Origin of the sequence: Thiocystis violascens DSM 198, assembly GCF_000227745.2 — a bacterium.
Taxonomy (GTDB): Bacteria; Pseudomonadota; Gammaproteobacteria; order Chromatiales; family Chromatiaceae; genus Chromatium; species Chromatium violascens.
The window spans coordinates 3,619,981-3,632,685 of sequence record NC_018012.1; the positions used below are offsets into that span (position 1 = coordinate 3,619,981).

Genomic DNA, 12,705 nt, shown 5'->3' on the forward strand with positions numbered 1-12,705 from the left:
GCGGAAGGATTCCGGATGACCGAAGACTCCTGAAACCGCGTCAGCGTCGCCGCGCGTCGGTTCACGCACGGTCGAGTCGAGTCACCGACAAGGCTCGACAGGTTTCAGATCCTAGAGTCAAGCGATTCGGCGTGCAAGCACGCCAGAATGCCCTGACAAGCGCCCGATAGCTGAAGTAGACTGCCGGCATGTCCATCGAGATCGGCTTTGCGATGGATCCGATCGGATCCATCAACATCAAAAAAGACAGCACCTTCGCCATGATGCTGGCCGCGCAACGGCGTGGCTGGACACTCTGGTATCTGGAGGTCGCCGACCTTTACCTGCTCGACGGCCGCGCCATGGCGCGCCTGCGCGCCATCGAGGTCACCGACGACCCCGGCGGCTGGTATCGTTTCGGGGCGGAGGAAACGCGCCCGCTCGCCCGGCTCGATGCCCTGCTGATGCGCAAGGATCCGCCGTTCGACATGGAATATATTTTTACGACCTACCTCCTGGAGCAGGCCCAGCGCGAGGGCTGTCTGGTGGTCAATCATCCGCGCAGCCTGCGCGATGCGAACGAAAAGGTCTTTACGTCCGCATTCCCGCAGTGCACGCCGCCCACCCTGATCACCCGTCGCGCGGCGGATATTCGCGCCTTTCACGCGCGCCATCGCGACATTATTCTGAAACCGCTCGACGGCATGGGCGGTGCTTCGGTGTTTCGGGTGCGCCAGGGCGATCCCAATCTGAGCGTCATCATCGAGACGTTGACGAATTTTGGCCGACGGTTCTGCATGGTTCAGCGTTTCGTTCCCGAGATCCGCGACGGCGACAAACGGATACTGATGGTCGATGGCGAACCCGTGCCCTACTGTCTGGCGCGCATCCCGGCGCCTGGCGAGACCCGCGGCAATCTTGCCGCCGGGGCCAGCGCCGAGGCACGGCCGTTGACCGCGCGGGATCGCTGGATCGCCGGGCAGGTCGGCCCCGAACTCAAGGCGCGCGGCATCCTGTTCGCGGGCCTGGACGTGATCGGCGATTATCTGACCGAGATCAATGTCACCAGTCCAACCTGTATCCGCGAACTGGATGCGGCCCATGGTCTCGACATCGCGGGAGAGTTGATGGCGTGCATCGAGGCTCAACTCCGCCGCCATTCCTGAGGAACAGCGACATCATGCCGTATACGCCGTCCCCCTCGACCGCTCCTCGCGCACCCAACCCGATGCGTCGACGGCTGGCCTTGATCGTGCTGATCGCGTTGCTCGCGCTTGCCGCCTGTAAGGACAAGTCTCCAGTCATCGTCACCCGCTTCACGGCGTTCGGCACCCAGGTGGACGTGAGTCTGGTGGGGGTCGGCAAGGAACAGGCAAAACAGGCCGCGGCGCGGATCGAGCAGGATTTTGTCTACCTGGAACGCGATTGGCATGCCTGGACGCCCGGTCCCATGACGCGCGTCAATCGCCTGCTCGCGACCGGCCAGCCCTTCGTCGCGCCGCCCTCCATGCTGCCCTTGGTACGACTCAGCAAGACCCTGGAGACGCGCAGCGATGGCCTCTTCAATCCTGCCATTGGCCGCTTAAAGGATCTGTGGGGCTTTCACGATGATCGGTTGGGCAGCCATCCGCCACCCTCGCCCGAGCGGATTGCGCGCCTGGTCAAGGCCAACCCGACCATGGCGCAGATCGATATCGACGGTCTTGAGTTGCGCGGCCACAACTCCGCGTTGAGCTTGGATTTCAACGCGATCGCCAAAAGCCATGCGATCGACCTGTCCATCGAGCACTTGATGGAAACCGGGATCGCCAATGCACTGATCCAGGCCGGCGGGCATCTGCGCGCCATCGGCGACCGTGCCGGCCAGCCCTGGCGGATTCCGATTCGCCGCCCCAACGGTTCGGGCGTCTTCGCCATCCTGCCGATTCGGGGCAACGAGAGTGTGGCCACGATCGCCGAATATGACCGCAATTTTCTGTTCGAGGGCACGCTGTACCATGATGTCATCGATCCGCGCGCCGGGTCGCCGGCCCAGGAAACGCGGGCGGTCACCGTCATCCACGACGACGCAACGACGGCGGCGGCGGCCGCCACCGCGCTTTTGATCGCCGGACCGACGGACTGGCACCGGATCGCGGTCAAAATGGGGGTGCGTTATGTCCTGTTGATGGATCGTCAGGGCAGGGTGCGGATGAACCCGGCCATGGCGGAACGCATCGAACGCGTGGATGACCAGGATGACATCGTACTGAGCGAGCCGCTGAAAACGACCGCCGAGCCATCGAAAACCGAATTGCAATGACCCTCGCCAGTGAACCGGATGCGCCGAGGACGCTGCCGCGTCTCCTGACCGCCGCGGATGGTGGCCGCGCGACGCCGGCCTTCGCTCCGGCGCTGATCGGCGCCGGGTTGATCCACCTGCTTGCGATCCTGCTGGCGCCCGTCGCGCCACCGAAACCGGAACCAATCCCGGAAACGGCTCTCGAGGTTCTGATTCTGCATGCAGCCGGGTCGGCGGTCGTCCAGCCATTGCCAGACGCGGCACTCGCGAGACAGAATCGGCTGGGAGAATCGCCGCGCGGCGATGCCGCCACGACGATCCGGTCCGATCGGGCACCGCAGCCCCGCGACGACCCAGCGCCAGCGGCGAACGAGACCATCGATGAGACCCGTCCGGAGAGCGTTTTCGCCGAGCCGCCTATCCCGGAGGAGGTGACTCAACCATCGGTCGACCCCAACGATATCGCCCGGGGGCCGCCAGCGCCATCGCAGCAGCCTGTCTCGCGGGATGATCCAGCGGTGCTCGCCGCCAGGGTCGCGCCCACCCCGGAGCCTCGACCGTCGCTTGAAACTCTGTCGCGACGGCAAGCTCCCGCGGATGCCGCCCGCATCCTCGCCAGCCAGGGCACGGAGATCGCGCGTCTGACCGCCAGCCTGGAGACGCGGGCATCCGACCACGCAAATCGCGTGCGGCGCAAATCCATCAGCGCCAGCACCCGCGAATTTCGCTATGCGAGCTATCTGGGTGCGTGGGCGCGTAAAGTGGAGCGCATCGGCAACCTCAACTATCCTCAAGCGGCCAAGGAGGAGCAGCTTTATGGCAGTTTGATCCTGCATGTCGCGCTGCGCTCGGACGGCAGTGTGGAACGCATCCGCGTGGTGCGTTCCTCCGGCCTGGATCTGCTGGATCAGGCCGCGATCCAGATCGTCGAACTGGCCGCGCCCTATTCGCCTTTTCCGCCGGACATCGCCGCCGAAACCGATGTGCTCGACATCATCCGCACCTGGCAGTTCATGCAGGGCGGCGTTTTGGGCTGGGAGCGCTAAATAGAGCAGCCAGCCTCCAGCGCAGGTCCATCGGAGATTTGGCTGTTGGCAGGGATTATCTTTCTGGTTCCTGAACGCTGAAATCGGTCAGAATACCGCTTGGCAACGCTTGCCTCGCCGCGCGCCGATCAGGATACTAACGTCCATGCCATTCAGCACCTCACTGACCAACCATTTTCTGATCGCGATGCCGGGTCTGCAGGATCCGAATTTCGCGCGAACGGTCACCTATGTCTGCGAGCATACCGATCAAGGCGCCATGGGCATCGTGATCAATCGCCCGCTGGAGGTCACGCTCGGCGACCTGCTCTCCCAACTCGATATCACGACCTTGAGTGCCGCAGTGCGCGAGACGCCGGTCTATCAGGGCGGTCCGGTCCAGACCGATCGCGGTTTCGTGCTCCATACCTCCGGGCCGGCCTTCGATTCCACCCTGGCCATCACGCCCGATATCAGCGTCACTACTTCCCGTGACGTCCTCGAAGCCATCGCCAGCGGCGAAGGCCCCGAACAAACCCTGATCGCGCTGGGCTATGCTGGCTGGGGCGGCGGCCAACTGGAGCAGGAGATGGGCGCCAACGCCTGGCTCAACGGGCCGGCCAGCAATGACATCATTTTCCGCCTGCCATCGAGCGCGCGCTGGATGGCTGCCGCCCAATTGCTTGGCGTGGTGGATCTCAACCTACTCAGCGGCGAAGCCGGTCACGCGTAAACCGCGTCCGGAGCGCGTATGACGACCCTGTTAGGATTCGATTTCGGCACGCGCAAGATCGGCGTGGCCGTGGGCCAGTTGGTGACACGCTCGGCAAGCCCCCTGATCACGCTGCGCCATCGGAACGAACAGCCAGACTGGCCACAGATCGAGACGCTGATCCGCGACTGGCGACCCAGCGCACTGGTCGTCGGGCTCCCCTACAACATGGACGATACCGAAGTGGACTGGTCGCAGCGGGTTCACCGTTTCGCGCGCCAGCTTCAGGGTCGTTACGGACTCGCGGTCCATCTGATCGACGAACGCCTGACTTCCATCGAGGCTCGCCGTCAGATCATGGAGCGCCCCGGCCACGCGCCACCCACCCGGGAAGCCGTCGACGCGCTCGCGGCGGCCCTCATCCTGGAAACCTGGCTTTGTGAGCAACCCTGACATCCGCACGCCCGACCTCGGTCGGACCGAACTCTGGAAAGATGCCGCCGAGATCGATGCCGCCATCGCCAGGATGGTCGATGAACTGACCGCCCTGCTGGCTCGCCAGGGCATTGCCGACCCACTCATGATCGGCATCCATACCGGCGGTGTCTGGGTCGCGGAGCGACTGCATGGGGCGCTTGGCCTGCACGAGCCGCTCGGTCATCTGGATATCTCCTTCTACCGCGACGACTTCACCCGGATCGGCCTGCATCCGCAGGTTCGCCCCTCCTGTCTGCCGGTCGGGATCGACGATCGTCATCTGATCCTGGTCGACGACGTGCTGCAAAGCGGGCGCACCATCCGTGCCGCGCTCAATGTCCTGTTCGATTACGGCCGGCCGGCCTCGGTGATTCTGGCGACCCTGGCCGAGCGCGCCGGGCGCGAACTGCCGATCGCCCCGGACGTGGTCGGCTTACGCGCGCGTCTGGAGCGGGACGAACAGATCAAGCTCAGTGGCCCCGACCCCTTGGTTCTGCTCCGGGGACAAACGCCCCGAAAACCCGCCGGCAAGAGCGACCTCAAGGACGCGCGGTCAACCCCCGAGGAGGATCCGCACGTCTGCACAGGCTCCGATCCGGAAACGAACCGCCCATGAACACGCCGAATCCACAACTCGATGCGCAGGGTCATCTCAAGCACTTCCTCACCATCGAGGGTCTGAGTCGGGAGCTTCTGACCGAGATCCTGGACCGCGCGGAGGGCTTTCTCGGGGTCGCCCAGCAGGCGGTCAAGAAGGTGCCGCTATGCCGCGGCAAGGTCGTCGCCAACCTTTTTTTCGAGAACAGCACTCGCACCCGCACCACCTTCGAGCTGGCCGCCAAACGGTTGTCGGCGGATGTGCTCAATCTCAACATCTCCACCTCGGCCACCGCCAAGGGCGAGACGCTGCTCGATACCCTGCACAACCTGGAGGCGATGCATGTCGACATGTTCGTGGTGCGTCACGCCACCAGCGGCGCCGCCCACTTCATCGCCGCGCATGCCGATCCGCATGTCAGTATCATCAATGCTGGCGACGGGCGGCACTCGCACCCGACCCAGGGCATGCTGGACATGTTCACCATTCGCCGGCACAAACCGGATTTCGCGAATCTGCGCGTCGCCATCGTGGGCGACATCCTGCACTCGCGCGTGGCGCGCTCCCAGATCCATGCCCTCACGACCCTGGGCGTCGCCGAGATCCGCGTCATCGCCCCGCGCACCCTGCTGCCCAACCAGGTCGAGGAAGCCTTCGGCGTGCGCGCCTTCCATGATCTGAGCGAGGGCGTGCGCGACGTGGACGTGGTCATCATGCTGCGCATCCAGCGCGAGCGTATGAACAGCGCGCTCCTGCCCAGCGAGCATGAATATTTTCACCTGTTCGGGCTGACCGAGAAGCGTCTGTCCGGCGCCCGCCCGGATGCCATCGTCATGCACCCCGGCCCCATCAACCGAGGCGTGGAGATGGATTCGCAGGTGGCCGACGGCCCCCGCTCGGTCATTCTGGAGCAGGTGACGAACGGGATCGCGGTGCGTATGGCGGTGATGTCGATGTGCATCGGCACTCAAAATCTGAATAGCCAGGGGCGAGACGAGTTTCTCAATGGTTAATGCATCCCGCATCAGTCTCCGCAACGGGCGGCTGATCGACCCCGCTAGCGGCATCGACCGCATCGCCGACCTGCACCTCGCCGAGGGCCGGGTGCTCGCCATCGGCGACGCCCCGGAAGGTTTTCGGCCCGAGCGCACGCTCGACGCGCGGGGTCTGATCGTCTGTCCCGGCTTCGTCGATCTCTGCGCCCGGCTGCGCGAACCCGGCCACGAACAGAAGGCGACCATCGCTAGCGAAACCCGCGCCGCCGCCGCCTCCGGCATCACCACGCTCTGCTGTCCGCCCGACACCCTGCCGGTGATCGACACCCCAGCCGTCGCGCAGCTCGTGCATCAGACCGCCGAACGTTTGGGATATGCCCATGTCCTGCCGGCGGGCGCCGTGACTCAGGGTCTGGAAGGCCACAAGATCACCGAAATGGCGGCGCTCAAGCAGGCCGGTTGTCCGGTGTTGAGCCAGGCCGACCGGCCAATCCGCAATGCTCAGGTACAGCGCCGGGCGCTGGAGTATGCCGCCACCTTCGGGCTCACGGTCTTTCTCCACCCGCGGGATCAGGATCTAGGCGAGGGCGGCTGCGTGCATGAGGGACGCATGAGCACGCGACTTGGACTCCCCGGCATCCCGGAAGCCAGCGAAACGGTCGCGGTCGCGCGCGATCTGGCGCTCGCCGAACAGACCGGGGCGCGCATTCACTTTCGCGGTCTTTCCACGGCGCGCGGGGTGGCGATGCTGGCCGAGGCGCGCCGCCGTGGGGTAAACGCCAGCGGCGATGTCAGCCTGCATCAGCTCTTTCTAACCGAAGCGGATCTCGCCGACTTCGACGCGAACTGTCATCTGATCCCGCCGCTGCGCACCCTCGCCGACCGGGACGCCTTGCGCGCCGCGCTCGCGAGAGGGGATCTCGCCGCCATCTGCTCCGACCACCAGCCGCATGACGCGGACGCCAAGCTCGCGCCCTTTCCGGAGACCGCGCCCGGCATCTCCACCCTGGAGACCCTGCTGCCGCTGGCGCTGCGCCTGGTCGCCGAGGGCGTCCTGGATCTTTCGGGAGCGATCGCGCGACTGACGGTTGGTCCCGCCGCGATCCTGGGCCGAAACCTGGGGCGGCTCGCGCCCGGCGATCCCGCCGACCTCTGTGTCTTCGATCCTGGGGAGACCTGGATTCCGACCGCCGAGACCCTGGTCAGTCGCGGCCATCATTCGCCGTTCCTGGGTCAGAAAATGCGTGGGCGTGTCGTCTGGACGCTGCTTGGCGGTCGCGTCGTGTTCGAGAAGCAGGGCTGATCGCGCGCGGCAAAACCCCATCCGATGCGCAATGGGCCTCCGCTCAGCGCGGCGGCGGCTTCCGCTCTTCCTCCTGCACCAGCGTGATACCGTCGATGGTGCGATCGGTCGCGGCCCGTTGCGCGGTGCCACCCTGTAATTTGATGATGAGTCGCACCTCGTTGGCCGAATCGGCGTAGCGGATCGCGTCCTCGTAGCTGATCTCGCCCTCCTCGTAGAGATTGAAGAGCGCCTGGTCGAAGGTGATCATGCCCTGCTCGCCGGACTTCTTCATCAACTCCTTGAGTTTGCTCACCTCGCCCTTGCGGATCAGGTCGGCGGCCAGCGGCGTGTTGAGCAGGATTTCGACCACCGCGCGCCGCCCCTGGCCGCTCTTGCGGGGCACCAACTGCTGGGCGACGATGGCCTTGAGGTTGAGCGACAGATCCAACAGCATCTGATCGCGGGAGTCTTCCGGAAAGAAGTTGATGACGCGGTCCAACGCCTGATTGGCATTGTTGGCGTGCAGGGTGGCCAGCACCAGATGGCCGGTTTCGGCGAAGGTGATGGCGTATTCCATGGTCGCCCGGGTGCGGATCTCGCCGATCAGGATGACATCCGGGGCCTGGCGCAGGGTATTGCGCAGCGCGACCTCGAAGGATTCGGTATCTACCCCCACCTCGCGCTGTGTGATGATGCAGCCGTCGTGTTCATGCACGAACTCGATCGGATCCTCGACGGTGATGATGTGTCCGCTGCTCTTGCGATTGCGATAGCCGACGAGGGCCGCCAGCGAGGTGGATTTGCCGGTACCGGTCGCGCCGACGAAAATCACGAGGCCGCGTTTAACCATGCCCAGATCGCGCAGAATCGAGGGCAGTTTGAGTTCTTCCAGGGTCGGGATCCGGGACTCGATGCGCCGCAGCACCATCCCGACCGAATCGCGCTGGACGAAGGCGCTGACGCGGAAGCGACCGAGCGGCGAGCGGTCGATCGCGAATTGGCACTCCTTGGTGTCGTCGAACTCGGCGCGCTGGCGCTCGTTCATGATTTCATAGACCATGCCGCGCGCCTGATCGGCGGTGAGCGGCTGCTTGGCGGCGGGGTAGATCGCGCCATCGATCTTGATACTGGGCGGCCAGCCGGTCGTGATGAAGAGGTCGGAACCCTTCTTTTCGTCCAGTGCGCCAAGCAGTTGTTCCAGCGCGCGTTTCAGGTCCATTACATGAAATCGTCCTTGTTCTGGGCCTTCGCGCGGGCATCCTTGCGCGCGATCAGGCCCTTCTGCATCAGCTCTTTCAGATTCTGATCCAGGGTCTGCATACCGTGCGCCTGACCGGTCTGGATCGCCGAATACATTTGAGCGACCTTGGCCTCGCGGATCAGGTTGCGGATGGCGGGCGTGCCGATCATGATCTCGTGGGCCGCGATCCGGCCGCCCCCGGTCTTTTTCAGCAGTGTCTGGGCGATGACCGAGCGCAGCGATTCCGAGAGCATGGCGCGGACCATGTCCTTCTCGGCGGCGGGAAAGACGTCGATGATGCGGTCAATGGTCTTGGCCGCCGAGGTGGTATGCAGGGTGCCGAACACCAAATGGCCGGTCTCGGCGGCGGTGAGCGCGAGCCGGATGGTCTCCAGGTCGCGCATTTCGCCGACCAGGATGATGTCCGGATCCTGGCGCAGGGCGGAGCGTAGCGCCTCGCTGAAGCCGAGGGTATCGCGATGGACCTCGCGCTGATTGACCAGACACTTTTTGCTGGTATGCACGAACTCGATCGGATCCTCGATGGTGAGGATGTGTTCGTATTTATTGTCGTTGAGATGATCCACCATCGCCGCCAGGGTGGTCGATTTGCCGGAGCCGGTCGGCCCGGTCACCAGCACCAGACCGCGCGGGACATCGACGATGTCCTTGAAACTCGCCGGAGCCTTCAGATCCTCCAGCGTCAGCACCTTCGAGGGAATGGTCCGAAAGACCGCGCCAGCGCCACGCTTCTGGTTGAAGGCATTGACCCGAAAACGCGCCACGCCCGGGATCTCGAACGAAAAGTCGGTCTCCAGGAATTCCTCGTAATCCTTGCGCTGCTTGTCGTTCATGATGTCGTAGACCAACGAATGCACCGAACGATGTTCCAGGGGCGGAACATTGATCCGGCGCATATCGCCGTCGACACGAATCATGGGGGGAAGCCCGGCCGACAGATGCAGGTCGGAGGCATTGTTCTTGACACTGAAGGCAAGTAGTTCGGCGATATCCACGCGTCACTCCGTTGGTGGTCAGCCCGGCGGGCTTGTGCAAAGCGATCCTGAATTGAAAACGTATCCGGACTCGTGAACCTTCGACCGGTTCACGAATTCCAGCGTTCAGTGCCGATTCTTGTCAGAGGCGAGTGTCTCCGGATCGATGCCGAGCGCGCGCAAGCGTTCGGCCAGACGCTCCGCGCGCTGACTGGCCTGATCGGCCCGCGCCCTTTCCTGGTCCGCTCGCGTTCGCTCCTGATCGGCTCGCGCCCGTTCCTGATCGGCCCGCGCTTGTTCCTGGTCGGCCCGCGCCTGTTCCTGCTCCGCTCGCGCCTGTGCCTGCTCGACATGGCGCGCCAGCTCGACCGAGGTCATGAACGGACGACCGTGCGGGTCGAAGAGTTCTAGCGTCTCGGGACGCAGGGCGAACCGGATACCTAGCCGCGGACTTACCCAGCCGTTCAGATGGGAGACCGGCAGCAACCGGCCGTCCTCGCGCCGCCAGATCTCCAAGCGGTTGCAGTCCGGGTCATAGAGGTAATATTCCTCGACGCCATAGAGTTCGTAATAGTCCCGCTTATCGGCCATCTCCTTGCGGCTGTTGGAGGGCGACAGGATCTCGAAGACCACCTGCGGAGCGATACCACCCTCTTCCCATTGTTTGTACGAGCCGCGTTTGCCCTTGGGTCTCCCGAAGGCAACCAGCACATCCGGCGCGATGGGACCGACGATTTGGCGGTCAGGGACCGGATACCACAGGAGATCGCCGGCGATGAAAACATCCGCCCGGTCGGCGAACAGGATCTCCAGATTTTCCTTGATCCTGACGATCCATTCGTACTGCTCCGTGTTGTCCGCCATGGGCTGTCCATCGCTCTCGGGATAGGGGTCGTCGGGATCGATACGGGACAAAGGATTCATGGTCATGACTCCCGCGCGGTTTGCTCCAGCTTAGCCACTTTTTCCATCACCATCGCCTCCAGATCCCGCTTGTAACGGACGATCCGTTCGCGCATCGCCGGATCCGAGGCTCCGAGGATCTGGACGGCGAGGATGCCGGCGTTTTTCGCGCCATTGATCGCCACCGTCGCCACCGGCACGCCGGGCGGCATCTGGACGATGGAAAGCAGAGAATCCTCCCCGGACAGACAGGCGCTCTTGACCGGCACGCCGATCACCGGCAGCGGGGTGATGGCCGCGGCCATGCCCGGCAGATGCGCCGCGCCGCCCGCGCCGGCGACGATCACCCGCAGTCCGCGGTCCACGGCCGACTCGGCATACTCGTAGAGTCGGCGGGGCGTGCGATGGGCGGAAACGATGGTCATTTCATGCGGCACGCCGAATTCGGTCAGGATCTCGGCGGCCTCGCGCATCACCGGCAGGTCCGAATCGCTGCCCATGATGATCCCGACCAGCGGCAGGCCATGGTTTGCGGACTGGCTCATGGATGATCCTCTCCGGAAATTTCGATGAGATCGCGGACACGCTCGGCCTTGCGGCGGGCGGTCTCGATGTCCGGATCGAGCACCGTGACATGCCCCATCTTGCGAAAGGGCGCGGTCGCGGCCTTGCCGTACAGATGCAGACAGACGCCGGGAATCGCCAGCGCCTCCGCCATGCCTTTGATCACGGGACGGCCCCGATGTCCGGGTGCGCCAAGCAGATTGATCATGGCCGCCGGCGACAATTGCGCCGTCGATCCCAGCGGAAGACCGACGATGGCCCGCAGATGCTGCTCGAACTGATCGGTGACATTGGCCTCGATCGTGTGGTGGCCGGAATTGTGGGTTCGCGGGGCCACTTCGTTGACCAGGAGCGAGCCGTCCCCGGTCAGGAACATCTCCACGCCAAAAATCCCGACGCCGCCCAGCACTTCCAGTGTCCGCACGGCGAGCTTCTCGGCGGCCGCGGCCGTCTCGGCGGGAAGGTTCGCGGGGGCGAGCAGCATGTCGAGCACATTCTCGCCGGGGCGAAAACACATCTCCACCACGGGATAACTCCGGCAGTCGCCATCCAGTCCGCGCGCCACCAGCACGGCCAGTTCTTTCGTGGCCGGGACGAAGCGCTCGACCAGCGAGGGCACGGGCAGGTGCTGCGGATAGTCCTCGGGACTCCGCATGATCGCGACCCCGCGCCCGTCATAGCCGCCGCGACGCGCCTTCTGTACGAGCGGATAGCCGAAGTCGGCGAATCCCGCCGGGCTGGGGTCCGCCATCGGGATAAAGGGCGAGGTGGGGATTCCGGCCTCCGCCAGCGCCTGTTTTTGAGTCAGCTTGTCCTGGATCAGCGCCAGCACCCTGGGCGAGGGGTGGACGTTGTGACCTTCGCGGACAAGCTGGATCAGGGTGTCGGTGTCGATATCCTCGATATCGAAGGTGGTGACATCGCAGGATTCGGCCAGTTCGCGCAGTTTCGCCGGGTCATGATAATGACCGACGATCTGATGCCCGGCGACCTGTCCGGCGGGCGAGCCGGGAGTCGGATCGAGCACCACGCAGGTACAGCCGAGTCGTTTAGCGGCCTTGGCCATCATGCGGCCAAGTTGACCGCCGCCAATAATGCCGATACGGGCAAGGGGGAGTGGGAATGCGTCCATGACGCAATCTTCTGCCTTCTCGGCAAAAATGGAAAGCCCTTGGCGCGCGGATGACTCAGGTCCGGGCGTAGTCCGTCTTCGAGCCGGTCAGATCCCAGGCAAAGGTGCAATCCAGATGGGATAGCACCGAGATCATGCCGCTCTCGCCGTCCTCCACCATCACAGACACCGGCGCGCGCTGCCCGAAGCGCTTGTTCGCCCGCTTGACCCACAGATGACGCATCTCCGGATTGCGGGGAAAGAAGGTGTGCAATGCCTCCTCGATCCGGGAGAGATAGTCGACCCGGCGGTTCACCAGAGGATCGTCGGGGAATGGCTCCCCATCGCAAAAACGGCCAATATGCCGGGCCTTGACGGTCTCCGGGAGCTGTAGAATCACGGCAATCTCGCGGGCGCCCAGACCCCAGCCCTGCAGGAGGTCCATGGTGCGCCGGGTCGCGGACAGACGCTCGTCGCGTGAGATTTCATTCATTGTGAGGATCACCCTTAAACAACGCCCACGCGGTATGCGCCAGTGGC

14 protein-coding genes are annotated in these 12,705 nt (G+C 64.4%); 8 read left to right on the forward strand and 6 right to left on the reverse strand.

The features are described from left to right. Positions 1-188: 188 nt before the first annotated feature. The 8 genes from gshB (at position 189) to THIVI_RS16065 (ending at position 7,370) form a co-directional block, all read left to right on the forward strand. Positions 189-1,145 carry a glutathione synthase gene (gshB, locus tag THIVI_RS16030; protein ID WP_014779588.1) on the forward strand — a complete coding sequence of 319 codons (957 nt, stop codon included), beginning with the start codon at positions 189-191 and terminating at the stop codon, positions 1,143-1,145. Between the two features lie 14 nt (positions 1,146-1,159). Continuing rightward, positions 1,160-2,281 (forward strand): FAD:protein FMN transferase, encoded by a 1,122-nt coding sequence (locus tag THIVI_RS16035; protein WP_014779589.1) that lies wholly within the window; start codon positions 1,160-1,162, stop codon positions 2,279-2,281. Beyond that, positions 2,278-3,306, forward strand: a complete 1,029-nt coding sequence (locus THIVI_RS22925) for a TonB family protein (RefSeq protein ID WP_014779590.1) — start codon at positions 2,278-2,280, stop codon at positions 3,304-3,306. Before THIVI_RS16035 ends, THIVI_RS22925 begins: the two co-directional genes overlap by 4 nt. A 145-nt stretch (positions 3,307-3,451) precedes the next feature. Continuing rightward, positions 3,452-4,018 (forward strand): YqgE/AlgH family protein, encoded by a 567-nt coding sequence (locus THIVI_RS16045; protein WP_014779591.1) that lies wholly within the window; start codon positions 3,452-3,454, stop codon positions 4,016-4,018. An 18-nt stretch (positions 4,019-4,036) separates the two neighbouring features. Continuing rightward, positions 4,037-4,450 (forward strand): Holliday junction resolvase RuvX, encoded by a 414-nt coding sequence (gene ruvX / locus THIVI_RS16050; protein WP_014779592.1) that lies wholly within the window; start codon positions 4,037-4,039, stop codon positions 4,448-4,450. Beyond that, positions 4,437-5,090, forward strand: a complete 654-nt coding sequence (pyrR, locus tag THIVI_RS16055; RefSeq protein WP_014779593.1) for a bifunctional pyr operon transcriptional regulator/uracil phosphoribosyltransferase PyrR — start codon at positions 4,437-4,439, stop codon at positions 5,088-5,090. Before ruvX ends, pyrR begins: the two co-directional genes overlap by 14 nt. Then, positions 5,087-6,085 (forward strand): aspartate carbamoyltransferase catalytic subunit, encoded by a 999-nt coding sequence (locus THIVI_RS16060; RefSeq protein ID WP_014779594.1) that lies wholly within the window; start codon positions 5,087-5,089, stop codon positions 6,083-6,085. The genes pyrR and THIVI_RS16060 overlap by 4 nt, the downstream gene beginning before the upstream one ends. Continuing rightward, the gene (locus THIVI_RS16065) at positions 6,078-7,370 is read left to right on the forward strand and encodes a dihydroorotase (RefSeq protein WP_014779595.1); all 1,293 of its coding nucleotides are present in this window, start codon (positions 6,078-6,080) and stop codon (positions 7,368-7,370) included. Before THIVI_RS16060 ends, THIVI_RS16065 begins: the two co-directional genes overlap by 8 nt. 43 nt (positions 7,371-7,413) lie before the next feature. On the opposite strand, the gene THIVI_RS16070 is transcribed toward THIVI_RS16065, so the two are convergent. The 6 genes from THIVI_RS16070 to THIVI_RS16095 form a co-directional block, all read right to left on the reverse strand. Continuing rightward, positions 7,414-8,571, reverse strand: a complete 1,158-nt coding sequence (locus tag THIVI_RS16070; RefSeq protein WP_014779596.1) for a PilT/PilU family type 4a pilus ATPase — start codon at positions 8,569-8,571, stop codon at positions 7,414-7,416. Beyond that, positions 8,571-9,608, reverse strand: a complete 1,038-nt coding sequence (locus tag THIVI_RS16075; protein WP_014779597.1) for a type IV pilus twitching motility protein PilT — start codon at positions 9,606-9,608, stop codon at positions 8,571-8,573. Before THIVI_RS16075 ends, THIVI_RS16070 begins: the two co-directional genes overlap by 1 nt. Positions 9,609-9,713: 105 nt before the next feature. Further along, the gene (locus THIVI_RS16080) at positions 9,714-10,511 is read right to left on the reverse strand and encodes a Uma2 family endonuclease (protein ID WP_014779598.1); all 798 of its coding nucleotides are present in this window, start codon (positions 10,509-10,511) and stop codon (positions 9,714-9,716) included. Positions 10,512-10,513: 2 nt separating this feature from the next. Beyond that, positions 10,514-11,035: a 5-(carboxyamino)imidazole ribonucleotide mutase gene (gene purE / locus THIVI_RS16085; protein WP_014779599.1), complete on the reverse strand. Its 522-nt coding sequence runs from the start codon at positions 11,033-11,035 to the stop codon at positions 10,514-10,516. After that, complete coding sequence (gene purK / locus THIVI_RS16090) at positions 11,032-12,186, reverse strand: 5-(carboxyamino)imidazole ribonucleotide synthase (protein ID WP_014779600.1); 1,155 nt, start codon at positions 12,184-12,186, stop codon at positions 11,032-11,034. Before purK ends, purE begins: the two co-directional genes overlap by 4 nt. A gap of 55 nt (positions 12,187-12,241) precedes the next feature. Then, positions 12,242-12,658 carry a hypothetical protein gene (locus tag THIVI_RS16095; protein WP_014779601.1) on the reverse strand — a complete coding sequence of 139 codons (417 nt, stop codon included), beginning with the start codon at positions 12,656-12,658 and terminating at the stop codon, positions 12,242-12,244. Between the last annotated feature and the right edge of the window lie 47 nt (positions 12,659-12,705).